At 39.6% G+C, this 26,009-nt stretch carries 24 protein-coding genes; 5 read left to right on the forward strand and 19 right to left on the reverse strand.

The genetic code is table 11. The annotated features are described in order from the left end of the window. Together QI031_RS09685 and QI031_RS09690 are read left to right on the forward strand one after the other, a co-directional pair. Window positions 1-270, forward strand: a complete 270-nt coding sequence (locus QI031_RS09685; protein WP_281484967.1) for a YciI family protein — start codon at window positions 1-3, stop codon at window positions 268-270. Between the two features lie 175 nt (window positions 271-445). Next, window positions 446-817 carry a zinc ribbon domain-containing protein gene (locus QI031_RS09690; protein WP_281484968.1) on the forward strand — a complete coding sequence of 124 codons (372 nt, stop codon included), beginning with the start codon at window positions 446-448 and terminating at the stop codon, window positions 815-817. 53 nt (window positions 818-870) lie between these two features. Here the strand turns inward: QI031_RS09690 and nblS are convergent, their stop codons facing one another. The 6 genes from nblS to QI031_RS09720 all read right to left on the reverse strand — a co-directional run bounded on the left by nblS (window position 871) and on the right by QI031_RS09720 (window position 6,484). Beyond that, entirely contained in the window at window positions 871-2,820 is a 1,950-nt protein-coding gene (nblS, locus tag QI031_RS09695; RefSeq protein ID WP_281484969.1) for a two-component system sensor histidine kinase NblS, read from the reverse strand. 120 nt (window positions 2,821-2,940) lie between these two features. Then, window positions 2,941-3,348, reverse strand: a complete 408-nt coding sequence (locus QI031_RS09700; RefSeq protein WP_281484970.1) for a XisI protein — start codon at window positions 3,346-3,348, stop codon at window positions 2,941-2,943. Between the two features lie 122 nt (window positions 3,349-3,470). Next, window positions 3,471-4,079: a hypothetical protein gene (locus QI031_RS09705; RefSeq protein ID WP_281484971.1), complete on the reverse strand. Its 609-nt coding sequence runs from the start codon at window positions 4,077-4,079 to the stop codon at window positions 3,471-3,473. Between the two features lie 62 nt (window positions 4,080-4,141). Beyond that, window positions 4,142-4,522 (reverse strand): DUF433 domain-containing protein, encoded by a 381-nt coding sequence (locus tag QI031_RS09710; protein ID WP_281484972.1) that lies wholly within the window; start codon window positions 4,520-4,522, stop codon window positions 4,142-4,144. A 96-nt stretch (window positions 4,523-4,618) separates the two neighbouring features. Further along, entirely contained in the window at window positions 4,619-5,902 is a 1,284-nt protein-coding gene (purD, locus tag QI031_RS09715) for a phosphoribosylamine--glycine ligase (RefSeq protein WP_281484973.1), read from the reverse strand. 108 nt (window positions 5,903-6,010) lie between these two features. Beyond that, on the reverse strand, window positions 6,011-6,484 hold the full coding sequence (locus QI031_RS09720) for a GNAT family N-acetyltransferase (protein WP_281484974.1): 474 nt from the start codon (window positions 6,482-6,484) through the stop codon (window positions 6,011-6,013). 245 nt (window positions 6,485-6,729) lie between these two features. Here QI031_RS09720 and QI031_RS09725 point away from each other — a divergent pair, with 245 nt between their 5' ends. After that, complete coding sequence (locus tag QI031_RS09725; protein WP_281484975.1) at window positions 6,730-7,677, forward strand: NAD-dependent epimerase/dehydratase family protein; 948 nt, start codon at window positions 6,730-6,732, stop codon at window positions 7,675-7,677. A 147-nt stretch (window positions 7,678-7,824) separates the two neighbouring features. Here the strand turns inward: QI031_RS09725 and QI031_RS09730 are convergent, their stop codons facing one another. The 10 genes from QI031_RS09730 to QI031_RS09775 form a co-directional block, all read right to left on the reverse strand. After that, window positions 7,825-8,559, reverse strand: coding sequence for a methyltransferase domain-containing protein (locus QI031_RS09730; protein ID WP_281484976.1), 735 nt, complete (start codon window positions 8,557-8,559; stop codon window positions 7,825-7,827). Between the two features lie 520 nt (window positions 8,560-9,079). After that, window positions 9,080-12,958 (reverse strand): DUF2157 domain-containing protein, encoded by a 3,879-nt coding sequence (locus QI031_RS09735; RefSeq protein WP_281484977.1) that lies wholly within the window; start codon window positions 12,956-12,958, stop codon window positions 9,080-9,082. A gap of 336 nt (window positions 12,959-13,294) precedes the next feature. After that, a protein-coding gene (locus tag QI031_RS09740) for an ISAzo13 family transposase (protein WP_425526025.1) occupies window positions 13,295-14,520 on the reverse strand; the annotation gives its coding sequence in 2 pieces (ribosomal slippage) (window positions 13,295-14,037 and window positions 14,037-14,520; 1,227 coding nt in all). A 281-nt stretch (window positions 14,521-14,801) separates the two neighbouring features. After that, the gene (locus QI031_RS09745) at window positions 14,802-15,878 is read right to left on the reverse strand and encodes a hemolysin family protein (RefSeq protein WP_281484978.1); all 1,077 of its coding nucleotides are present in this window, start codon (window positions 15,876-15,878) and stop codon (window positions 14,802-14,804) included. Between the two features lie 477 nt (window positions 15,879-16,355). Next, a complete protein-coding gene (locus QI031_RS09750) occupies window positions 16,356-16,565 on the reverse strand; it encodes a hypothetical protein (protein ID WP_281484979.1) in 210 nt (69 codons plus the stop codon). Window positions 16,566-17,633: 1,068 nt separating this feature from the next. Then, window positions 17,634-18,284 (reverse strand): general stress protein, encoded by a 651-nt coding sequence (locus tag QI031_RS09755; RefSeq protein WP_281484980.1) that lies wholly within the window; start codon window positions 18,282-18,284, stop codon window positions 17,634-17,636. Window positions 18,285-18,488: 204 nt separating this feature from the next. Then, window positions 18,489-19,454 carry a DNA polymerase III subunit delta' gene (locus QI031_RS09760; RefSeq protein ID WP_281484981.1) on the reverse strand — a complete coding sequence of 322 codons (966 nt, stop codon included), beginning with the start codon at window positions 19,452-19,454 and terminating at the stop codon, window positions 18,489-18,491. A 121-nt stretch (window positions 19,455-19,575) separates the two neighbouring features. Next, window positions 19,576-20,667 carry a redox-regulated ATPase YchF gene (gene ychF / locus QI031_RS09765; RefSeq protein ID WP_281484982.1) on the reverse strand — a complete coding sequence of 364 codons (1,092 nt, stop codon included), beginning with the start codon at window positions 20,665-20,667 and terminating at the stop codon, window positions 19,576-19,578. A 43-nt stretch (window positions 20,668-20,710) separates the two neighbouring features. Further along, window positions 20,711-20,908 (reverse strand): hypothetical protein, encoded by a 198-nt coding sequence (locus QI031_RS09770; protein ID WP_281484983.1) that lies wholly within the window; start codon window positions 20,906-20,908, stop codon window positions 20,711-20,713. Window positions 20,909-21,166: 258 nt separating this feature from the next. Continuing rightward, window positions 21,167-21,424, reverse strand: a complete 258-nt coding sequence (locus QI031_RS09775; RefSeq protein ID WP_281484984.1) for a DUF4926 domain-containing protein — start codon at window positions 21,422-21,424, stop codon at window positions 21,167-21,169. A gap of 174 nt (window positions 21,425-21,598) precedes the next feature. Between QI031_RS09775 and QI031_RS09780 the strand changes: the two genes are divergently transcribed. Next, window positions 21,599-23,059, forward strand: coding sequence for an aminotransferase class I/II-fold pyridoxal phosphate-dependent enzyme (locus QI031_RS09780; RefSeq protein WP_281484985.1), 1,461 nt, complete (start codon window positions 21,599-21,601; stop codon window positions 23,057-23,059). A gap of 75 nt (window positions 23,060-23,134) precedes the next feature. Beyond that, on the forward strand, window positions 23,135-23,299 hold the full coding sequence (locus QI031_RS09785) for a hypothetical protein (RefSeq protein WP_281484986.1): 165 nt from the start codon (window positions 23,135-23,137) through the stop codon (window positions 23,297-23,299). Between the two features lie 2 nt (window positions 23,300-23,301). On the opposite strand, the gene QI031_RS09790 is transcribed toward QI031_RS09785, so the two are convergent. From QI031_RS09790 to QI031_RS09800, 3 genes are all read right to left on the reverse strand, one after another. Next, the gene (locus QI031_RS09790) at window positions 23,302-24,060 is read right to left on the reverse strand and encodes a hypothetical protein (RefSeq protein WP_281485978.1); all 759 of its coding nucleotides are present in this window, start codon (window positions 24,058-24,060) and stop codon (window positions 23,302-23,304) included. A 92-nt stretch (window positions 24,061-24,152) separates the two neighbouring features. Next, complete coding sequence (locus tag QI031_RS09795) at window positions 24,153-24,260, reverse strand: four helix bundle protein (protein WP_281485979.1); 108 nt, start codon at window positions 24,258-24,260, stop codon at window positions 24,153-24,155. Between the two features lie 22 nt (window positions 24,261-24,282). Beyond that, window positions 24,283-25,986 carry a hybrid sensor histidine kinase/response regulator gene (locus QI031_RS09800; RefSeq protein WP_281484987.1) on the reverse strand — a complete coding sequence of 568 codons (1,704 nt, stop codon included), beginning with the start codon at window positions 25,984-25,986 and terminating at the stop codon, window positions 24,283-24,285. Window positions 25,987-26,009: the final 23 nt, after the last annotated feature.

Genomic DNA, 26,009 nt, shown 5'->3' on the forward strand with positions numbered 1-26,009 from the left:
ATGCCTAAATACATTATGTGGGGAACTTACTGCGAAGACGTTCTTGAAAAACGTTCCCCTTATCGTCAAGCTCATTTAGACGGTTTAGCAAAACAAAAAGAATCAGGTGTACTGATTACTATTGGCCCTACCAAAGATGTCACTCAAGTTTTCGGCATTTATGAAGCCGCAGAGGAAGCCACTGTGCGTCAATTGATTGAGAATGATCCTTATTGGAAAAATGGCATCTGGACTGAATATTTTGTTAAAGAATGGATTCAGGCTTTTTAACAATAAGCTGTTCGAGAACAAAACCCCATATCCGCAGAATGATACGAGTTGTAAATGAATTTACAGTTATGCACTGTATAATGTCCCGGATGCAAGCTAATCGCTCCAGGCATTAAATTCACTTTTGGTACAAGAGCTAAAATCAATAATGTTTACCTACATTTACACTTAGGTTGTGGCTACAACATCTTGTCCTCGCTGCCATCAACTCGTTGATAATCAGGCTATTACTTGTCCATATTGTCGTACAACGCTCAAAGCTTATGGACATCCCGGTATTCCGTTGCACCGTGCGACAGGGGATGAATATCTGTGTGAAAGCTGTACCTATCATGCTGATAACACCTGCAATTTCCCCCAACGTCCATACGCCAAGGACTGTACTTTGTATGACAATATTGACAATAGCCAATTGAATTTGCAATCACAGCCTTACACCAGTAACTTGAGTGCAACTGTCAAAGCCTGGATGAAACGCAATCAAGCTTTACTGCTAATACTGGGTTTATTATGTCTATGTTTGCTCATAGCCCTGTCGGCATCTTGACTAGAAGAAGCAGGGGAGCAAAGTCAAAGTATTACGAATTATGTACAGCGGTACTAGGTTGCAGGAATTTTAGGTACTTCAGCTTTAGGCTCTACGACTTTTTGTAGTGCTTCGTCATCAAAAACGTTTAAGTCAAACCAAAAAGTCGTACCTACCCCAACTTCACTGACTAGATGCACTACGCTACGATGCCTTTCCATAATGTTTCTGACAATTGATAGACCCAAACCAGTACCTTCTAAAGTGTGAACTCGATTTTCTACACGGAAAAAGCGGTCGAAAATTGCTTGTTGATCTTCTGGGGCAATACCAATACCAGTATCGGAGATTTCTACCCGTACTTGAGAAGACAGAGTATGAGAAGTGGGCTTGGGATCTAATTTGTAGGTACAGATCGCTACTTTACCACCTGACTTGGTGAATTTTAAAGCATTGCCAACTAAATTAGCTAAGACTTGCAGCAACAAATCATAATTACCAACAACAAATGGTAAATTAGGAGCGACTTCCTGAATTAATTCAATGCCTTTGTCTTTAGCATTGAGTTGGTAAGTACGCAGTGTTTGTTCGATCGCTTGTGCCAAATCCACCCCACCGAAGTTGTAATTGCGACCTGATTCCAGTTTGGATAAATCCAAAACATCGTTAACTAAGCGAGTTAGGCGATCAGTTTCATGATTGACAGTCTGCAAGAAATCTTGCCGTTGTTCTAAACTCAAGTCTTCGCCGTAGTCATGCAAAGTTTCAATAAAGGATTTGATATTAAACAGAGGCGTTCGCAATTCGTGAGAAACGTTACTGATAAATTGGCTTTTGGCCTCGTTCAGTTCTACCTCACGGGTGATATCTTGCACAGTTATAGCAATACCTTTAATACTTTCCCGTTGCAAGTTAAGCACTGTGGTTAACAGAATACGGATCGTGCGCTTGGTAGGTTGACTTAGATGAATACGAAACTCGGCACTTTCGCATTCGCCAGCGGCCATTTCATATAAAGGATTGGTGATTTCAATTTGGACAGCTGGAGGCAGATTATGTAAAACATTGCTTCCTACGACCTCATCACCTTCCCAGCCAAAAATTCGTCTTGCCGTGGGGTTGACTAAAATCACTTGCATACTATTGTCGATCAAGACAGCACCATCGGCGATTGTGGAAACCAAGGTTTCTAATTTGGCTTTTTCTGCTGTCAGTTCTTCAATATTTTGTTCTTCATAGCTTTCTAGGCGTTCTGCCATTTCATTAAAGCTAAAAATTAATTCTCCGAGTTCGCCTCCTAGGGGTAAGTCAATTCGTTGCTTGAAGTTGCCGGTAGCAATTTGTTTTACCCCTACTAAAAGTTCTTTAATCGGCTTAGTGATAGTTAAAGCGTTAATGACTCCTGCTAAAATTACCATTACCCAAATTGTGATAAAAACAGCGATCGTCACATCACGGGTAAAGTTTGTAGAAATGACTGCTGCTTGATTAGGATTGATCCCAATCGCCAATACACCTAAGTATTTTTTATCGACAATTAGAGGAATAAATACATCGGTGACAGCCCCATCTGGGGACATGTGTTGCCGCACCATTGGTTTATCCCCTTCACCGGGGTAATCTTCTGGCAGTTGTATCCGCCGTTCAATAGTGAGGGAATTTTCTACCTCTGGTTCCCAAAAAGGAATGCCAAAATAGATTTTCCCGGTTTCATCAGCGTAGAGCATGTAACGCACACTAGAGGTGCTGCTGTAGAAACGTTGGGAAAATTGGGCAACCTCAGTGAGATTTTGATCAGCAACGAGAGGGGCAACGTTGGCAGCCAGCAGCAGCCCTAAGTCACTACCGAAGCGGGTATCGTTCATCCGCGCATCCTGCTGGATTGTATTTACAGCCCAGAAGGTCAGACCACTCATCACCAACGAAACTACCAACGTGGCGACAGCCAAAAGCTTGGTTTGGAGGGTGAACTCCGACCACCAATTGGCGATCGCTTCTCGGATTGTTGTAAAAAGAGCTAGCATTTTAAATAAAGTTGTTAGCAGTCTTTGTTATAAAACCTAACAACTAAAAAATTAACAGTTAATTTGACAAATATGTTAGGAACATGGGGAGATTAAAGGTTTGCGCTCAGATTGCCACAGCTATGAAGCTACTGCAAAATCTGTATACTGCCGCATCTTAGGCTCATGGAATGCCAACACTATATCTTCCTTAGGAACACCTGCGCGAACGAGGTCAGTTGCGATACCATCTTCAGTCCAATCTTCTTCGATCCAAAATTTGCCATCTCGAATCCGAACATAAACAGTCATACCAGTAATGCGTTCGCTATTTTGCCAACCTAGATTCATCCAAATATAGTGACCCTTTGGCTGATCGATAATCAAGAATGTTTCGATGTCTGGGTTCGGACGACGGTTACATAGTTCTACATACTCCGTCAGAATATGCTTAATTATCTTGGGATACTCAGTTAATTTATCCTCTAATGACACTTGGACAACGACCTTTTCTAATTCGCTTTTTTGTCTTTGTCTGAGTTGTTTCATAGTTTTATCTCCTCCGGCATTACATCACCGCGCTTGTGGTTGCATGAACGACAGCCAAGCTAAAATTTATTAGTCTGTTGCTCCCACCCTTGGGCTTGGCTTTTGGAGTCAGGCGATCGCTTTTAAATGGGTTCTTTTAAGAACTTGTAACAAGATACGGACTTATCTTTGTAGACAATGCACACATCTTTGGTTTGTTCGGTGATAGGGTTGAAATCGTCTACTCCGAAACGTTCAAAACCACTTTCGGCTTCTAGTTCCAAAACAAATTTATCGTTTTCGCCATTTTTAGGTGTTACCCGTGCCACTACATCAGGCGTAAATGAGCCAATTTTGATGTACTGGCAAGTGGAATACAAAGCAGTGCTGGCTCCGTTAACTGGAAAATAAGCATCCGTTTTGCATACACTTGGATCAAATGCGACAAATTCAGGCGTGGGTATCGGAGTTGCCTTTACTGGTGTAGGTGTAGGCGATAGTTTCGTCTCCGGTGGAAGTGTGGGTACTGCTTCTGCTATTGTCCCTGGCGGTGGCGCAACTACCACTAATGGCTCATGCTTTGGAACAAAAACAAGCATTCCAATAAAAGAAAGTACAAATACAGACAGATATACCTCAGAGCTTTTGCGTCGAGTGCGATTGTCACCGCGAAGTACCAGTTTTGGATTAATTAGCCCAATCGCAAAAGCAACAAGCGAAGCAAAGTTGACCAGTAAAAGCAAGTTAAACATAGGATGACACTCATGGTTAATGAGCTGTCTTAGCAAATGTTTCGGCCTTTGTGTGTGATTTTTCAACGAGTTTGCGATCGCTTATGTCTAGCTTTCTGCTCTTTGAGTTTTGCCCAAAGAACCTCTTTACCTAGTTTTGGTGGCATCGCTGCAACACGGTCAAAGTGTTCACGATTACGTTCTTCCCAGTACTGCCGAATTTCCTCAGCTTGCTTTAGAACAACTTGATATTCTGCTTCAACTTCAGCACAATTTGCCTCAATGTAGGATAGAGCAGCGTTAATTTGCTCATCTGTAAGATTAAAAAGAGTGCGAATAAATTTTGATGGATACTGGGCTATTACATAATCCATTACATCATAGATGGTAATCCGTGTGCCTGAGATCGTTAATCCGCGCTCTGTACGAATAATAGCTGCTTTTCCATTAAATACTGGAGTCATATCGGCAGCCTCCTAGAATTTGTTTCTTTAGTATCTTACAAAAAGATAAGGTGTGCGATCGCCAGCCACCTAATACTTAAATTGAGTATGCAAAAGTTACTCTTTGTTCACTACTCTATGCCCAATATCTCTTCGGTAATATATCCCATCAAACTGAATAGCTTTGATGCTAGCGTATGCTTGGGCGATCGCTTCTTCAAAGTTTTTGCCGACTCCGGTGACATTTAAGACCCTTCCTCCATCTGTCACTATTTGTTGTTGCTGGTTCAACTTCGTGCCAGCATGAAATACAGTTGCTCCTGCTGCTTCTGCCTCTCTAATACCAGTAATAACTTTACCTTTCTCATAAGCTCCAGGATAACCACCTGAGGCGGCGACGACAGTAGCACATGCCCCTTCTTGCCAAGCAATGGGCGGTAATTCACTTAAACGCTGCTGTACACAAGCTAGCAGCAAATCTTCTAAGGGTGTTGCCAAAAGTGGCAAAATTACTTGGGTTTCGGGATCGCCAAAGCGACAGTTAAATTCTAAAACCTGAAAATCGCCATTAGGTGCAATCATCAACCCAGCATAAAGTACTCCTCGATAGTCAATACCTTTAGATTTTAAAGAGGCGATCGCCTTTTCTAAAACTTCTGTTTGAACGCGTGCCATCAATTCTGGTGTAGCAATGGGCGCTGGGGCATAAGCTCCCATACCACCAGTATTGTCTCCTGTATCACCTTCACCAATTCGTTTATGATCTTGAGCAGGTAACAAAGGTCTAATTGTCAAGCCATCAGTCAGTGCTAACACTGAAACCTCTTGACCAATCAAACATTCTTCGATAACGACAAAATTACCTGCACTACCAAACTGCCCTTGAAAAATGGCATCAATGGCAATCTCGGCTTGTTCTAACGTTGCGGCAACTATTACACCCTTACCAGCTGCCAAACCATCAGCTTTGACAACTATAGGTGTTCCTTGTGATTTAATATAAGATTTTGCTGCTACTGCCTCTGTAAATACCGCAGCTTTAGCTGTAGGGATTCCTGCTGACTGCATAAGAGCTTTTGCCCAAGCCTTACTCGCCTCAATCTGCGCTCCCGCTTTGACAGGCCCAAATACCATTATTCCTTGACTTTGGAGGTAGTCTGTAATTCCCTGTGCTAAAGGCACTTCTGGCCCTATTATCACCAAAGAAATACTATTTTTCAGAGCGTATTCACTGATGCCCTCAAAATTATCTACTGCCAAAGGCAAATTCCGGCAACGTTTCATGCTTGCTGTGCCTCCATTTCCTGGCACACACACAACTTGCTCAATTTGCTTAGATTGCAATAGTTTCCACGCTAGAGCGTGTTCGCGCCCCCCGTTACCTACAACTAAAACTTTCACTGATTTCCTCGTGCGTCCCTTGCCAAACGAGAATACCCTAATGTTACTCGCGGATCAATTCTTCACCAATTCTCATACTTATGCAAGTCTGCTCATTCACACCTTCTACTACGACTTTTCAAGTTTAAAGAACAGTATAGGATTACCATTCACAATTTTTTCTTCTATCTTTTTCATTCCAAGTTTTTCCGCTACTTTCTGGGACTCAAGGTTTGACCGATCACAGCTTGCTACAAGATACTCATAACCAAGTTCATCAAAACAATACTCTAGTATTTTGGTTGCAGCTTCAGTAGCGTAACCTTTTTTCAGCGCTTTAGGTAGCAAGGCATAGATTAACTGGGGTTGTTCTTCATCAAAAAAATACCACAAACCAACAAATCCAATGACTTCACTCTCACTATTTATGTTGATAAACCAAAGACCAAACCTTTCTTCTTCAAAGTAAATTCTGCTCTGTTTGAGCATTTCTTCAACCTGTTGTAAAGAAAATATTTTGTCGTCACATAGATACTTTCTCACATAGGAATCAGTAAGAATCATGTGGAGTGTGCTAAGTTCGCTCTCCAAAATCGGTTTCAAAAGTAATCTGTGTGTTTTAAATATCATATACAAGCTGCACTAGCTATTCAGTAATAAACCTTGGATAATCTCAATAAATTTACGGTAGATTTATAAACTCTCAGAAAAACAATAAAGTATTTCTAATTAGATTTTAAACGCTAGAATAGTTAATTGAAAAACCAAAAACAAGTAATTAAGTTTACTCATTTTAAGTATTAACCTAGTAATACTGAAGTTAAGCAGATATCCATAAAATAAAGGACATGACTAAAATTATCGTTACTGGAGCAGCAGGGTTTATTGGTTCTCAACTTGTCGAAGTGCTGTTGCAACAGGGTGAAGAAGTTATCGGAATTGATGAATTTAACGATTACTACGATCCGAAATTGAAGCGCAAGAATATTGCACACTTACAATCGTTGCCCAACTTTACCTTAGTAGAGGGAGATATTCAGTTTTTAGATTGGCAATCCCTGCTCAAAGATGTTAACGTTATCTACCATCAAGCAGCACAAGCAGGGGTAAGAGCAAGTTGGGGTAAAAGTTTTCGTTATTATACAGAACGTAATATTAGTGCCACACAAGTTTTATTAGAAGCCGCAAAAGATGCTAAACATTTAAAAAGATTAGTATATGCTTCTACGTCTAGTGTATACGGTGATGCTGAAACATTGCCTACCCATGAAGGCATTTACCCTCAACCTGTTTCTCCTTATGGCATTACTAAGCTAGCAACTGAGCGTTTGTGCGGAGTCTATTACAAAAACTTTAGTGTGCCTGTTGTCTCATTGCGTTATTTTACGGTTTATGGCCCAAAACAGCGTCCAGATATGGCATTTCATAAATTTTTCAAGTCTGTTTTACAAAATGAAGCAATTTCCATTTATGGCGATGGACAACAAACAAGAGACTTTACATTTGTCAGTGATGTCATTGCTGCTAATTTAGCCGCTGCTACTGTACCCCAAGCAGTAGGCGAAATCTTTAACATTGGTGGTGGTAGTAGGGTGATTTTATCAGAAGTTTTGGACATGATGGAAAAGATTGTCGGCAAACCTATCAAAAGAAACTACATAGAAAAGGCTATGGGAGACGCACGACACACGGCTGCTGATGTATCCAAAGCGCGAAAAGTTTTAGGATATCAGCCACAGGTTTCTCTACCAGAAGGATTAACTCAGGAATGGCAGTGGATTAAGTCGTTATATTAATTAAAAGTTTGTTTAACTCCGTCATTACGAGCGATAGCCAAGTAATCTACCCTAACGCTGGGATTGCTTCCTTACACTCCGTTCCGGTCGCAATGACAATATCGGCGTTGCGTAAGTCCTATAAAAAATGGAGCAGCTAAAGATAACTTATTTGGAGGAAGCAATAAATGTCCAACTTGCCATATATGTCCCTACAAATATACTTGAATAATCAGCGTTACTATCAGAAACAAACCAATCAGGCAGTACTTTCTGCTCTCTAACCTTTTTATCTAAACCAATTTGTAGAGAAATATTCTCGTGAATAATTTTTGCATTGGCAATTTCTAGCATTTTTTCTACAAAATTCTGTAGCCATTCTGCTCGCACAAACAAATTGTGAGATGGATGATTACCATAGCAAAAAGGTACAATAATTACGAGATATCCTTGATCGCTGAGTATTTTATTCACGCAAACATCAATAATTTCTTGATCATTTTTTTGATCCAAACTTTCCTTGTCAATGCTGTGAAATAGCAAACCCGCCAGTACAACTGCATCAAACTTATGATTTGACTCTACAAGTTCAGAAAAAAAAGATGATAAATCTTTAGTAACAAAGTTTTTATTTGGGTAGAGTTTTAAACACTTATCAATAGCTAACTCGCTGTGATCAACTCCCAGGTAATCACATCGCTCAGGCAAATATTTAGTTAAAGCCCCGTTTCCACATCCTAAATCTAAAACAGAAAATGACTGTTTTTTAAAAGCGTTATCTAGAAAACTTGCTGCTGGCGTATATCGGGTGGTATTTTCAACCGATTCAAAGTAAGAATAATAATCGTCTTGAAAACGTTCTTCTTCCGAGGTCTTGCGTTCAGGAGTTTGATTTCTGCTCATATTAATACCTCATTTTAGCAATACATTTTATAAAAACTTAGTGTGAAAATAGCTTTAAGTCTTTAACTTGTAAAGATGATTGAGAAATAATTAAATATAGATAGAAGTTTTTTTTATGAAGAAAATACACCTCTCTAGTCTCTAGTTACTAGCCCCTTTTTCTTAATGGATTGTATTGCACACAACCGAGAAGCGTTATAGATCAATTTATTTTCACGTTCTCAGTTTAATATCTCTAATCTAGAAATCAATAAATAGCAAACAAATTACTTATAATAGCTTATTTGTTTTTGTTAATTTTTAAAATATCTTTCTAGATAGATTACAAAACTGTCCTTGGTAGGATTGCAAAAGTAACAGTATGGGCATTTGTAAAAACTACAAAAGCGTATAAATCGAGTTTTTCAATTGCCATCTTTGGATGGACAATAAGTAATTGACCTTAATAGATCACCGTTTTCAAGAGAGAATAAGGCATGAGTAAAGTTAAAAATTAAAAAATTATCACTCCTAACTATCTCTATTCCCATGCTTGAAATTCATCGATGGCATTGCGAATCAAAGAAGTAAATTGAGCGCGACGGGTTTCAAAGTTAGCTGCAATTGAAATTAAGGCGATGCCAACGAGTAAGCCAATAATCCATTTGATAAAAGGGTAGCGCCAGCTAAAAATCACTGATTGATAAATACTAGTGATCAAAAATGTGGCTGTGCCGACATAGAGAAAAGCCCGTATTCTTAAAGCTAATCCGGCAAAAATGGCGATGAGGCTAAAAATTCCCGGTATCCAGGCGGTATCTTGATGAAATAAAATTGCCCATCCACAAATTAAACCACTACCTAGCACTCTGAGAAAATGACGAGCAACTTTATACTCTGGTAGCTTGAGTTGGGTGTCTACTTGGGCAATGTATAACAACGATAATCCAATTGGTGTTACATACCATAAATCATCAGTCAGGTGTAAATCATTAAACCAACGCCATAACGCCCAATCAATCAATGCCACACTGATATAGGTAAAACGGATGTTTTCACTCAATTTCGCCAAAAAGAGATAAAACCCAGCAGCTAGTAGCAAAGTGATTGGGTAAATTTGCAGTCTGGTTTCCCATAAAATCACTAACGGTACAATGTATGAGGCTAATTGCCACGGTCTTTTAGACCATCCCCAATTTTCCCAAGGTAAGATGTATAAAAAATAGGCAACTACACAGGCGATCGCCCCGTTCCAAGGAATTAACGGCCCAGCTAACCACTGTCCTACTGCTGTCTCCCGCCAATAAACCCTCATCGCGGCTACCTCTAGTAATCCGAGGTAAACCCACATTTCTCCTAATGTTATTCTCCCCAAGATGCGGGGTGAATCAGAGGTATGCCGTCCCTGAAAGATGGCATAGCGAATCAAAAATATCCCTGTTGCTAATCCCACCAAACGGTTAACTCCGATGGAAAGAGGAATAGCAGCTATTAATAAGCAACTACTCCAAGCCCAATGAAGATGAGCAATACCTTTGAGTTCTTGGGGAGTTAGGCGTAAGTAGCTTACAAGCCAAGGTGAAAGAAGGCGATAAGTATACATGATGCTAGTACCAAGGGCAGACATGGCAATTAAGCCATCGCCTAATCTTCCGCCTGAAGCTTGGGACATTTGATAAAACAAAAGTTCATAGGCAGAAATTGATACGCCAATAATTCCCAAATAAAGTAGAGGTTTGAAAGCATGATTGCGCCGCCCGACACCAATGACAATTAAAGCTACACCTAAAGAATACAAACCTGTCCAGTCAGTAAAGGTGTGCAAACGTAGCAGTACACTGAACGCACCATAAATTAATGGCAAAATATGAAAGCTACTAGGCAGCCTTTCTAGTTGGTATCGTCGCCGCCACCACTCCCCTAAAAGCTGAGTGATTAAACCCAAGGCAATGTTAGCAGCAGCAATTTTAATAACTGAATGTTCCCCAAAGCCCAACACTTGGGCAATCAACAATTCCAAACACCAGCCGATGCCATAAAATGCCCAATTTGTCGGTTCTCCCCAACTGCGATAAACGATCGCCCCTAATGTAATAACAGTGGCGGTTAGGTAAAATATTCCTGAGGCGACAACATTCCAGTAAATTAATATTGAGTGTAGTGTCATAGTCACTAACTCAAAACTACACAAAGCGATCGCCCATTGATCATTTGCTTGTGCATATAAAATTGCTAACTGATTGCCGCGTCGGCTGAGAAATGTCTGCCCTAACCATAAACTGAAAATAGCGATCGCTCCGACGACAAACCAACCTGCTATAGTTAGGCGTGGTAATCCGGGCAATCCTTCCCATAGCAATACACTAATAAAACTTAAACCAAAACCTACCGTAATCGCCGCAGTTATCTGGTTGCGTAAGTAGTTCGTATTGACAAACATTACAGCCACAGCTACAGCTAAACCAATTAATCTGGTTTCTGGTAAGGGTAAAGTTAGTGCTTGGGACATGCCCACAGCCAAGACACTTAATAAACTATTGGTAGTACGCTGTGGGACAGTTGCACGACTGGCTAAACCTGTAAGTGTTAAAGGTGTAATTAGCCAAGTTATACCCCAATAATCTGGGTTATTAGTCAAGCCATACCAAGATGATTCGGCATTGATCCACAGTAGAGCGAAACTAATAACGGCAAGTCCTAAACCGATATACCATGAACTACGTTGCCATAACCCATTTTTTAGGCTGAATATCCATTCAGTTACCATCAAAGTTAACAAAATGCTTGCCCAGACTTCTTTGCTGAGAGTTGGTAATAACCAATCAATAACAGAACAAAGCGTCAACACCCCCATGATGTGAGTAAAGTAAATCAAAGGAGCAGGGTTAGAAGCACGGCGTTTAGTGACAATGGCGATAGTGATTGTCGAAAATAGCAGATTTAGCGATCGCAATGTGGGATTTACCAAAGAGATCGTCGTCAAACAACTGCCAAATAATAGTGCTAATATTTCGCCAAACTGAGCTAATTCTCGCTTTTGGTTGCGATATAAATAATCTGCGATCGCCACCATCAAAATTAAGTAAGGAAACAAAACTACACTTAGCAATGCCCAAGGTTCATTTTGAGCATTAGTGAGCATAGTACCAGTAGCGATCGCCCATGCTTGTACTCCAGCAGGAATTAACCGCCAACCCAGCCAAATTGTCTGTAAGCCAATAGCAAAAATGACCGCTAAATCAATCTTTAAACTATGCCTTTGCAAGCGATGAGTTACAAACCATAAACTCAATCCACTGACAGCTATCGCTTGCCCAGGATAATCAAATACAGTCACCAGCCAACCTAGAAACAGTAAAACCCCGCCAAGTCTCTCCCAGACTAAAAGACTCAGGGGTAAAGAAGATTCTGCCTCCCCTGCTTTTTGCTGTGCTAACCAAGTTGCCAGCCAGCCACAAATGCCAATAGCTAAGCCTAACTGAGTGACATTTACCCCAGCCACAAAAATTGCCCGTACCAGTAGCACCAATAGAGCATAAATAATGACAGCTGCGTACAAACTCATGTTAGTTGCAGTACGTCGCCTATCCTCATTTGCGAATGTATAGCGATTTTGATGAATGGTAATGATAGTTGTACCTACCATTGCCACATAAACAGCAATTAAAGGAAAGCTTGGTAATTGCCAACCCCAATGCAGGTAACTCAGTCCGAGAATATTAACAAGAGGTAATTTTCCAGTTGGTAAATTATGAAAAACTGCTCGATTGCTGCAAAGTAAAACAGTAACCAACGTCAAAATAGGACAAGCGATCGCTACTGTCAACCAATCCAATGGATTTTGCCATAATCGGAAACTATCCATTGCCCAAAAATTAACTGGTATTAATAACAGGGTGACAATCAGCAATGTTTGAGCTGTTAATCTGAGGTTGTTTTGTTTACCTGTCCAAAAACTGAATCCCCAGAAACTCAAGGTATAAGCGAATAAAACTCCATATTGTCCAGAAGCGGGAAACCTCTCCCACTGACTAGCAGCTAATACCCCAGAAGAAACTATAACTAAAAATACACCCAAGAACAGCAGCCAGCGCACACTTAATTCTGCCCCCAATGACTGCAACATTGTGGTTAAAAAGTTCGGTTTAGCTGGCGACGCTGGCGGTTGTCTGCGGCCTTGTAAAACTCCTACGGGTAACTGGTTAACAGGATCAGAAATGGCAACTGTCACCTGTGGTTCAGGTTCAATCTGAGGTTGTAATACTACTCTACAAACTAGAAACTCGCAGCATAGCTGCCTGACTTGAGCATCAGATATCAAACCTAAACGTAGCCATACATCCAATCCTGCCAGCAAGTCAGGATGGGAAGATGGCAATCTGATTTCAATTTTTAAAGGGCGTTCAAGCGGTGATGACATAAGTGGCAGCCCTACAAATATGTACTTAAATCATGGGTTTGATTAAGTATATTTTGGTTCTACTTGTGCCACTTGTTCACCTGACTCAACATTAATTTTTACTTTAATCTTCTCTAGGGACTTCCAAGAAATAAATTAATCAGCAAAAATCATAAGTTAATCTTTAAGAGATAATGATAATCATTCTGAAAGGGTAAGAGGTGGTTGCCGTCGGCAACCACCTCTTACCCCCTCAAACACAGAAGGAAAAGTCTGCATCTGCACTCTGTAAATAATTTCAGTGCAATATCATAATTAATATTCATGTTTTTAGATTTAAAAACTGAAGAGTGAAAATTAAGTGCTGCCACAACAAATATCAACAAACCATTTGCCTAAATCGGGAAATTTTTCATGTTCCGAGTTAGTGAGTCTTTCTATTTGTTTTTCAACAGCAGACATAGCCTCCTTAGTAAGAGTAACCCCAGTTTCATAAGTTTGAGTCACTAACTTAACCACAGGATTCTTACCTTTCCACGTCATGTTTTGAGCAAATTTTAAAGCGGTTGCAACTTCATCTAAAATACTGCCATTCCAAGAATTTTCTAATATCCCCCATACTCGCTCGATGGGATTATATTTGCTGTGATAGGGTGGATAGTAGGCTAAACGTATATTCAGTTGATATTCATGAACAAACTCAACGATACGTTTCATAAACTGGGTACGTCTAGAATTATTATCTGTCCCATTATCCTGGTTAATAATCAGGGTTTTTATTGAGGAAAATCGCCAACTCTCACTCTTCCAAAAATCTTCTAGAACGTCTACAATAAAATCACTCGTTACATTAGACTCTGTAAAGTATAAAAATAGTTCGTCTAATTCTGGAAGGAAGATGCCGTAAGGAGTTACGGTAGTTTTTGGATGAAAATTATGGTCTTCTGTTTCTGTGACAACTCGGTTTTTACCTCCTCTGTCAAAGTAGCCAATATCTACACGGGCTTTGGCATCCAGACTGAGACGTAAGATACTTGGATCATCCAGGGCGGATTGATTAACTATTGCTAATTGTTCAAAGATTGCGTCTGTTTCTGGAATTTTTTTTGAGGTAAAACTTTTGCTACTCGCTTGAGTCTATAACCTAAATCATTCAATTTAACTCTCATTGTTTCTTCAGTAGGTAACTGTTCATCCGTATAACCAAATTTATCAATTAATAGCTTTCTGACCTGACTAGCAGTTAGGCGTGTATACAGCCTTTGGCTTTTAAAACTTGGATCTGTTTGGCTTTGGAAATCAACTAATTTTTTGATATCTTCTAACAGGTTTGGTAAATGCTCTTCTACTTTCCATCTACCCCTAGCTGAATAATTATCTATACAACTAATCCCACTGGTTAGTTCTTTAATTCCTTTACGAATAGTATTTCTATCCCAGCCCAATTCTTTTTGAGCCAGTAATTGTCCTCCGTAACCTAATTCCATGACAATTTGTGCTTGAAAACGCCGCCTTGCTGCACCTTTGAGTTGGTTTGCTGTTTCCTTGAATACTTTTTTGACTGAATCAGTTAATTCGAGCAACACTCCTGTCCACCCACAAAATTCCCTCCAAATTGAATTTACTACGAATAGGGGGGAAGGAGAAGCAGCCTGCGGCTGCTTCTCCTTCCCCCCTTAGAATGATTATCATTATTATAATTGGTCATTTTATTCCTTGGAAGTCCCCTATGCCCCATGCTTCTCAACGAGAGGCTTCGCCCTTCTGTGCGAGACGCTATGCGCTAAGCGTAGCTACGCCGTAGGCTTTACTCAATTTTTAATTTTTAATTTTTAATTTTTAATTCCCAAAGGGATGCCCTTTATTAGTGCAACTTCAAAGGATAATTTCCATTTGAAGATTGATTACCATTATTCATAGATTGCAACATTTTTTCTCGCTTTTTACGGGCAATTTGTTGTAAATCGACGGTTCTATCAGTCTCATCTACAATTTCACCAGTTATTACCTCAAGCACATCTTCCAAAGTAATTACACCAGCAACATTGCCGTATTCATCTACAACTACTGCAAGATGTTCACGCGCTTCTATAAAATGTTTAAGTAGTTTATCTGCTCTTATACTCTCAGGAACAAAGAAAGCTTTTCGAGCCATAGTAGCAATTTTTTGATTGCTATTGCCCTCAACCATTGCTGTTAATAAACTCTGTTTTAAGGCGTAGCCAATAACTTGATCAAGAGAGTCATCAGTCACAATAATCCTGGTATGTTGAGATGTGATAATGTCATTTTTTCCTTCTGCCAACGTCAAATCACCTTTTATAGATGTCAGCATAATTCGTGGTGTCATTAAGTCAGACGATGTCACATCATTTAATCTAAATACCCGCTGGATCATCTCTGCTTCATCACTTTCAATAATTCCTTCTTGTTTACCAATATCTGCCAACAATTTTATTTCTGCTTCATTGGTTGTTGGTCGTTTTTTACCTTTAGAAAAAGGTGCAGTAACATTTTCTAAAATCCAAACTAAGGGTGTGAAAGCAATAGATAAACCTGTGACAGGTATAGCTACTAGCAGAGCAATTTTTTCTGAATAACGCTCTCCAATTGTTTTTGGAATAATCTCACCAAAGATAATAATTAAGAAAGTCAATAAACCTGAAAATATGCCAAGCCACTGATATCCTAGTACTTGAGTAGCAATACTACCCATGAGAATACTGCCAATAATATTGAAGGTATTATTGAGGATTACAATAGTTGCAATAGGCCGATTCATATTCTCACGAATTGCCAAAAGTGCAACTGCTGAGGGATTATGTGATTGCGCTAATTGTCGAACTCTCAATGTAGAAACAGAAAATAGTGCTGTTTCTGCACCAGAACAGACAGCAGAACCCAAAAGAACAAAAATTATGACGGTTATAAGCTGTAACATATTATTTTATTATAGAGAATAGCAAGTTAAAACTAGCTGATAATCATCTAAATTAATGCTTGACTCATTAATAATGGGAATATTGCTGAAATGAAGCGGGTTACAATTTGGAAAATCTTTAAGTGCCGCAAGCAGTCGCATGTTTACTTTGTTACTTAGTTTGGTGTTAATACAATTAAGCATGAAGTTAAGCAAGTTTATACCATAAGCTTTTTTAAGCTTTTTCTACCGAGTAAGTATTTATGCCAATTCGTATTATGTGGATGTCAAACCTTATTAAAATTTGAGCTAAAAAAGCTGATAACCTTGTTATGCAAGGAAAACTGTGCCTATTCTCTAATATTTTTTTTTCAGATTCCCTCTTTTCACTGTTCCCTGTTCCTTGTTTCCTGTTCCCTTTTCAGCAAGTGTTTATTTAGCATAACAAGTACGATAGAGCCTGTAATTTCATTTTCTAGATTTTGTTGTTCCTAGAGTTTAATCGTCTAATAAACTCATTAATGCTTGCAGTTGATGGTCTTGTGGCTCTGACAAGTGACACCGCAATTCTAGCAGTTGAATCTCTAAAGCTTCTACTACATAGACCATATTAGATTCTTGTGCGATTTTTAGCTGATTTTCTTTAATTTCGATTTGTCGAAGTAAACGGTCTTCAACATGAATTGAATCGTAATCTTGAGAAATCATAGCTTTGTATCTAATCAGTATTCATGGAATTAAACTAAATTTCTTGTTTATATATTATCTCGCAATTGTATCAAAATTTTAAATAAGTAGTATTAGGTTTGAGATGAATCAGTCATGAAATTACCTTGTAATCGGCGGCTCAGCCCTGTAGGGAATGTATTGAAAGACTCAGAGTACTTGTTACAAATTTTTAATTATTTACATTACACCAATTTGCTTATGAGCGATCGCCTATAAATAAGTTCTGTTTGTATAGAAATATAAATGTTTTAATAAAGTATATTAATCATTTATTAAGATACTATCAAAAATATGTCTAAAGTCCGATACCGAGTTTTGAATTAAAATCAGTCTTTTATAAGCTTTACTTTTTACTAGAAAATAGTATTTTTAAGTAATATAATGCCCGGCTTATTAGTTATGAATCCCGCATCTGTGCAAAAACCTGAAAACTCTTTCTCCCCCTGCTCCCTGCCCCCTGCTCCCTGCGTTCTTAATGATAAGTCTTTACCCGGACACGATATAACTAATTCGTTATAAATATTTAAAGAATTAAATATTGGATATAGTCTTGTGCCTTTTAGGCAATGGATTAGCTTATTAGCTTTGATTATATTACTTGGCAAATCAGACAAATACTTTTAGTAGCATTTGCATCTATATTTTTGGCTACATTAAGTCGGGTTTTGCAAAGCAAAACCCAACACTAGTCTGGATGTTGAATCTGATTTTTCAACCTAACCTACAAACGTTTTTACATGAATTTAGTCTTGCCACGTCAGTAGCCTTGCTTTTTACAGAGATTTAGAATCAAGCGCATCATTGCGATCGCTCTCACAATTAGTTTTTTATTAGTACTTTGTCAAGAGCGATCGCAGGCTGTATTGCAGTCAATAACTGCTTCTATGAATCAGTGCTTTTAATGTGTCATTTTTTAACTACAAACAACTTTACGCTTACACTCTTTCAAAGATGTAACTACTACTGTTGGCTTACTTTCCTAGTTGTATACTAAGTTAGTAAATGCCTGATGATAAGGCATTACCAACTTTTTTTAAGATTGACAGCTTAACGAACGTGATCGCGTTTGTCAATAATTTCCACAATATTTTCATGGGTAGTTGTTCTATCGATATCTCGATTCATATTAGCAGCACGACTAACATCAGAACTGGAACTACGATTATCAGAGATGTCGTATACTTTCCACTCACGAATACCCCGATCGCTCAAAATAGAAGCAGCACGCTCAACTTCTTCTTCGTAACCTTCTATGGTCACTAAGTAATGTCCTTGAGATACGCTATTGCTATAAGTTCTTGCTTCCTCTTCAGGAATACCTAAACCAGTTAGAGCGCCTACTATACCACCTGCTGCCGCCCCAATACCAGCACCAGCTAAAGTAGTTGCGATAGTACCCGCTGCTAGAAAAGGCCCTGCACCGGGAACCAGCAAAGCTTCTAAACCTACAAGTAAGCCACCCAAACCTCCTAAGACAGTACCCGTCGTAGCCCCAATACCAGCTCCTTCTTGAGCTTCATTGTCACCACGATCTTTGACATCAGCCCCAGCAATTTGATCATTACGGTCTGTATCTTTAGCTAACACAGATACTCTATCCATCGAGAAACCTGAGTTTCTAAGTTCATGCAATGCTTCTTCAGCTTGCTGTCGGCTAGAAAATGTCCCAATTGCGCGTTTATATTGTCGAGTTGCCATTTTTCCTCCTTGCATAATTACAAATGTGCATATACATCAAGTAATTTTTGCAGTGATACTTATATTAGTTTCTCTATTAGCATCAAGGTATTCATCAATCCATAGGTTTAGCTTAAATCCATCAGAAGAGAGGGATTTATTAAAAATAATTGGCAATTGTTCTATTTTTAATGTGCTAAAAACTCAAGTTGAGTTGCCTGACTACTAATTTAGTTCGCGGTGCGAAACTCCAGACATAAATAACAATGTACATTCCCAAACAAGGCGCGGTTGGGCGTAAACAAGTAAAGATTTACGTGCCTTTTCTAGCTGATTGATAATTTCTGGTTGATGCCACTCCTGCCAATAAGATTGCTGGAGATAATCAACTAACCAAAGTTGCGCTTCTGTGTCTAAACTTTGATCAATTTGCTTGGCTAACTCTAAAGCGTTACGGTAAGATGCAGGCGCTTTTTTGAGGTCTTGGAGTAACTGAAAGGGAATTGCTTGTAATTGCTCATAAGATGCGATCGCACTTCCAGGACTACCAGCTGCTATATTCAAAATCGCCTGATGCTGCAAAATTTCCTCATGACCTGTTTGTGTCAGTACTTGAGTTAAAGACGATATATTTAAGCGATAAAAAGGAATACGTTGACAGCGTGACACCAATGTTGGCAATACAGCTTCACAAGAAGGTGCAATTAAAATCAAAGTTGCCTGTCCTGGTTCTTCCAGTGTTTTAAGTAAAGCATTCGCAGCGGCTTCAGCCATTGTTTGAATTTCTTCTAACACCACCATATTTCTTGGTGCTTCCAAGGGAGGACAGCTGAGAAACTCGGTAATTTCACGAATTTGCTCTAGCCTAATTACAGGTGGTGCTTTCCGCTTGAGTTTTTTCTCAGCCGCTTCCGCTGCCGTCAATCGTTGTCCTTGGTATTGATACGTCGGTTGCACCCATAACAAATCTGGATGGTTGCCTTGACGCAAACGATTTTGTAAAGAAGCTAAGTTACGCGTCTGTGCAGAAAAGAGCAATTCTACAAAACACCGTGCCGCTAAACTCCGGCCTACACCATCTGGCCCCACAAACAGATAAGCTGGAGCAACACGATTTTGCTTCACAGCTTGAGTCAATAATTCTATGGCTTGCTGTTGCCCTACCAGTGGTGTAAACGGGTCATTAGTCATTAACAGTAAACAGTGATAACTGATAACTGACTTAATTATGACACTATGCCCCATGACGACAGTTGCTACAAGTTGGCAGAGCCGCCCAACGCACTGCTTTCCCCATGCCCCATGCCCATAATCAAACATTAAACCTAAATAACATCACATCCCCTTCTTGCACAATATATTCTTTACCTTCACTACGAACTAAGCCTTTTTCTTTTGCCCCATTCATAGAACCATGAACTACTAAATCTTTGTAGGCAACGGTTTCTGCACGAATAAATCCCCGCTCAAAATCAGAGTGAATCACTCCTGCTGCTTGAGGTGCAGACATTCCAGCGTGAATTGTCCAAGCACGAGTTTCTTTGGGGCCAGAAGTGAAATATGTCCGCAAACCCAAAAGAGTATAAGTAGCACGAATTAAAGATTTCAAACCACCTTCTTTGACACCCAAAGATTCTAGAAAATCAGCTTTATCCGCCTCTGGCAATTCCACCAATTCAGCTTCTACTTGAGCAGAAACTATCACCACTTGAGCATTTTCTTGAGATGCAATTTGCCTAACTTGTTCGACAAAATCATTACCCGTCGCTAAGTCATCTTCAGACACGTTAGCGGCATAGATAATTGGTTTATTCGTAAGTAGTTCTAATCCCTTAATAATCTCTGCTTCTTCTTCATCCAAGCTTACCTGGCGCACCGATTTACCTTCATTTAAAGCCGCAGCTAATTTTTCTAAGACTGTGATTTCAAACTGTGCATCTTTGCTAGTGCGGGCTTGTTTACGAGTGCGGTCAATGCGGCGCTCAACTTGTGCTAAATCTGATAAACCCAGTTCCAAATTAATGATTTCAATATCTCGCGCTGGGTCAACAGAACCAGCAACATGAATAATATCGTCGTTTTCAAAACAACGCACCACATGAACAATCGCATCAACTTCCCGGATGTGGGATAGGAATTGATTTCCTAATCCCTCACCTTGGCTTGCACCTTTGACCAAACCGGCGATATCTACAAACTCAACACGCGCCGGGATAATTTGTGCCGAACCGGCAATTTCAGAGAGAACATTTAAGCGCTCATCCGGTACTGCGACAACGCCGACATTCGGTTCAATCGTGCAAAAAGGGAAGTTAGCAGCTTCAGCTTTGGCGTTAGCCACTACAGCATTAAATAAAGTAGATTTTCCGACGTTGGGAAGTCCGACAATTCCGGCTCTTAGCATTTTGGATTTTAGATTTGGGATTAGACTAGACTACAAAGATAATTCAAACAGGTTCAGGTATCGGTTGAGGAATAGGCCCTGGAACCGGTTGAGGAATAGGGCTAGGTATTGGTTCTGGTGCAGGTCCTGGTATGGGTTGGGGAATTGTTGGCCCCGGTGTAGGTTCAGGAGTGGGTAAGGGATTTGGTTCAGGATTGGGAATTTGTGGATCTGGGATAGAAATAGCATTGAGATCAATCATGGTAAGTCTAATCTAAATTGTTTGACTTTCCCAAGCTAGATGAAAATTAGAACTTTTGACATCTCCCCAAATAACTATACCTGTTTAATTCTTTGATTCTGGGCATTAGTTTTTTATTTTACTTTGTCTGTTATGCTTTCAGATGTTCGGGTGGCGTAACCTGTGAGTTTCGCCAGCAGAGTTGATCAGTTATTATCAACTAGGTGGATAATTAACGCGATCGCATCTTCATTTAGAAAGAGACTCTACAATAAAAACTTAGGCAATTGCTAAATCATAATGTAAAACTAAGATTTCATCTGCTTTGAAAGTAGCCATTGCATATTCACAACCTTGGGTATCAGCAAACTCGACTAAATAATAATCTTCTTGTTGCTCATACACATCTACAATTGTTCCAACTTGTCCAGTTGGTAAGTTTTCGATAGCATTATAATCTTCTTCCACGAGTTGTAATCTCTCAATTGGAATAGCTTTGAGGGTAGCAACAATATCCAAAAGTTTAGCTTTTTTCATTGAAAATAGCGGTTTTCTTATAGATAAAATACACTACTCTAGCTCCCAGTCCCTAGTCCCTAGCCCCTAGCCCCTAGCCCCTTTTTCTTACTGGAGTATATTGCATACAAACGAGAAGCACTATGTACCCTAACAAACTTCAAATTTTCTTGTTTGTGATTCATTCTTTCAAAAATGCTCAATCAAAACCAAACACCCTTGTTAGATGCCATACAAGCCTGTATAAACCATCCTCACGCACCTTTTTATACCCCAGGGCATAAAAGAGGTAAAGGAATTTCTCAATCTTTGGCTGATTTGCTTGGTAAGGCTGTATTTCGTGCTGATTTAACAGAGTTAGCAAATTTAGATAATTTGTTTGCACCCCAAGGCGTAATTCAAGAAGCGCAACAACTAGCGGCGGAAGCTTTTGGGGCTTCACAAACATGGTTTCTTGTCAATGGTTCTACTTGTGGAGTTGAAGCAGCGATTCTGGCTAGCTGTCGCCCAGGCGATAAGATTATTCTGCCTCGAAATGTACATTCTTCTGCGATCGCTGGCTTAATTCTTTCTGGTGCTATTCCCGTTTTTCTTAACCCTGAATACGACGCAGTTTTAGATATTGCCCACAGTATTACGCCAAGCGCTTTACAATCTGCGTTAACACAGCATCCAGAAGCAAAAGCAGTGTTAGTAGTTTATCCAACATATTACGGCGTTTGTGGAGATTTAAGAGCGATCGCTCAAATCACCCATCAATATAATATTCCTTTACTTGTAGACGAAGCACACGGCGCGCACTTTGCTTTTCACCCCGAACTACCTACCTCCGCTTTAGCCGCAGGTGCAGATTTGACCGTACAATCCATTCATAAAGTACTCGGTGCAATGACACAAGCATCGATGTTGCATGTCCAAGGCGACAAAATAGATATTGACCGAGTACATAAAGCCTTGCAACTCTTGCAGTCTACTAGTCCTAGTTACATACTTTTGGCTTCTTTAGATGCAGCACGTCAGCAAATGGCATTATCTGGAAAACCGTTGATGTCTCGGACTTTGCAGCTTGCAGATATAGCAAGCCAGAAAATTAGTCAGATTTCCAGGTTATCAGTTTTAGAAATGCCTTCATCTGAGTTTGTGGCTTTAGACAAAACACGATTAACTGTTAGCGTTTCTGGTTTAGGTTTATCCGGATTTGAGGCTGAAGAAATTTTAGATGAAAAATTAGGCGTTACTGCTGAATTTGCGTCATTGCAAAATCTTACTTTCATTATTAGTTTGGGCAACACTCAAGCTGATATTGATCAATTGATACAAAGTTTCACCACCCTTGCCCAAGTATATCGCCAAACTAACTTGACTGTAAAAAACCCAATTTTGCCCAACCTATTCAGTAACTTCGAGTATTCTGGGCAAATTTCTCCCCGTGAAGCTTTTTTTGCTAACAGTGAGACTTTACCATTAGAACAGACAAGCGATCGCATCTGTGCTGAAATTGTTTGTCCTTATCCTCCAGGGATTCCTATCTTAATGCCAGGAGAAATAATTACTAAAGAATGTTTAGCATATTTGCAACACATTCAAGTGATGGGTGGATTTATTAGTGGTTGTACAGATAGTAGTTGCAAAACTTTTAAAGTTGTTAAACATTAATTTTATTCTTGAGATTTAAAATATTATTTTGCTGTCTTCATTAACAGCATTAACTAATAATTACTAGTATAACAAATGCTGAAATATGCTAATACCAAGTTGAAGAATGATCGCTACGATATAGGTTGGATTGAAGAACCAAACCAACGCCTCAAAGCCTTGCATCTGCTGGGTTTAACTTCGTTCTACCAACCTATGCATATACTAATAAGTACAAGATGTGTGATGAATTTATTCTAAAGCTATACAGGCAAGTTTAAATTCGCCGCGATCGCATCTAAGTAAGGTTGAAAAATTGCCAGATTTTCCAGCTTTTCAAATTTACCAGTTACAGAGCCAGGATCAAAAGCTGTATTAATTACGTAAAGTGCTGTACCATCAAAAGCTACATGACCTATATGTTGTTCTTGAACTCCACCTTCTTGTTTGAGTCCTACAAATCCATAGCGCAGTCCTTGAAGCTTACCAATTTGTAGTTCTTGTGGTGGGTAGGCTGAGAAAATAATCTTTTTACCATAGCTACTTTGACGATCTTTTGCCAAAGTCGTATCTAAGTCTGCAACCCAATTTTTGAGTGCTGTTAACACTTGATTTTGGTATTTGGGGCTTTGGTAGTCTATCTTTGAACCAAGTGGAATCCCACTTGCAATTAGATTCTTTTGGAAATCGGGATTATTGTTTACTGGATAAATTCCGACTTCAATAGTACCGAGAATTTCCCCTTGAGAAGATACGCATAATAGAGGGGCATTTCCCTGACAAGGAAAAACTTCCCAGCCATTTGGGGCTGAAGTTGTCCCCAATATTTTTTTCCAAATATTTTCTTCTACAGGAGTAGGAGTAATTGCGGGAGTTGTTTGAGAGGAATTGCCTACAGTCGGCTTGACTACAGAATTGGGTTTTTCTACTTTTGTAGAAAACTGGGGAAGAACAAATTTTGCTCCCAGTGGCATCACAACCAGTAAAATAGCACCAAGCAAAAGATGATAAACGCGCAACATTTTTCTTGAAAATCCCAAGCCAGAGTTTGCAGACATACCATTACTAAGATACGGGAAAAAGGGAAAGGTAAAGGGGGAAAGGTTTGGTTTTATTATTTTAATGATTGGTTTATGGATTGAATTTGATTAGACAGCATACGGCTCAACTCCATAGCTTGGTTATAAAGTTTTGTATAAGTTGGTTGCTCTAAATAGCCCACTTCTAGCGCTACTCTCAAAAGGCTACGAACTTCTCCCTTCCCCCTTCCCTGTGCCCCTCTTCGGTAAGCTAACTATAAATTTAGTTCCTTGCCCTACCTGACTGTATAAGGTAATGTTACCGCCATGCAAGTCTACGCAAGCTTTAGAAATTGCTAGCCCTAAACCTGTTCCAGGAATTGTATCAACGTTGCTTGCACGACTGAAAGATTGAAATAAGTTTTTTTGATCTGCGATTGGTATCCCTATCCCTTGATCTTGGATGGAAAACACCACCTGTGATTCTTTACCGATGAGGTGAAACTTGATCGCGCCACCATCTGGAGAGTACTTAATTGCGTTAGACATTAAGTTAACAAAGATTTGCTGTAAAAGTCCGCGATCGCCCCAGAAGCCTTTGGTATTACCAGTGACTTGAAAAATTAACTCGTGATGTTCATCCACTGTCTCTCGTTCTTGTTCAATCAACTCAGAGAAAAATTGCAGCAAATCCAGGGGAACTGGCTTAAATTTAGTGTTGTCCAATTCAAATTGGTTAACCAAAAGCATATCATCCACGAGTTTGGACATATACCTAGCTTTATGCTCAATAATTCCTAAAAATCTCTGTTGTCTAGACTCATCTAATTGCTGGCTGTGGTTTACCAAAGTTGATGCAGCTGCCAGAATTGAAGTTAAAGGCGTTCGACATTCATGGGAAACTGTACCAATGATTTGGGATCTAAATATATTGAGTTGCTGTTCTTTGACTAAAGCTGCTTGAGTTTGGGCTAATAATTCCGCTTGTTGGATAGCGATCGCTAATTGTATTGATACTTCATAAAGCATGTCCACATCATCATGTTGCCATTGTCGCTCTCCTAAACTGTGTTGAGCCACCAATAAGCCCCAAAGCTTCGGCGTTGGGTTGCCGTTATTACTAATATTAATCGGAACTACTAAATTTGCTTCAGTATTAAATTGCTCTTTAAGAGTGACACAATTACTTAAACCAACTTCATAAATATAAGAAATAGGAATCTGAATATTAGACAAAGACAAAGTAGACAAGTTAGGAGAAATTTCTGTTTGTCCTTTTGTTTTTAAACCCCAGTTCCCAGTACCTACGCAATTCTCCAAAGCTAAAGTGCAACTTGACTCCATTGAAGAGGCGACTATCTTACCAGTCATATCTGAAGCGAATTTATACACTATCACGCGCTCACATTGCAGAAGTTGTTGTACTTCTGCTACAGCAGTGTTCAAAATTTGCTCTAAATTCAAAGACTGGCGAATCCTTAGCGCAGTTGTGGCTATAAGGCGTTGTCGCTCTTGAGTTTTGTTGAGTTGGGCTTGCAGGTACGATTGCTTGATGGCGTTGCGGACTGCTATTTGCAATACATCTGGTTTCAGGTTTTGCTTGACCAAATAATCTAAAGCACCTCGTTTCATGGCTTGCACTGCGAGTTCTTGATCACCACGCCCAGTTAACATAATCACGGGTACGGCAGTCTCAAATATCTCCTGCTTCAGTTTATCGAAGAGTTCTAACCCACTTAAATCAGGTAGACAAAAATCAAGCAGAATAGCATCGCAGTGATTTTCTTGACATAGGGTCAGGGCATCTTCTGCACAGTCAGCCTCCAAAATATTGTAAGACTGATGCGGATCTCGTAAAAGATGTCGCCGATAGATTTTTCGATCTGCTGCACAATCATCAATGATGAGTAGCGTCCGTATGTCCAACATAGAAGTATGAGGATCGGGGAGCT

The organism is Halotia branconii CENA392 (assembly GCF_029953635.1).
Classification (GTDB): domain Bacteria; phylum Cyanobacteriota; class Cyanobacteriia; order Cyanobacteriales; family Nostocaceae; genus Halotia; species Halotia branconii.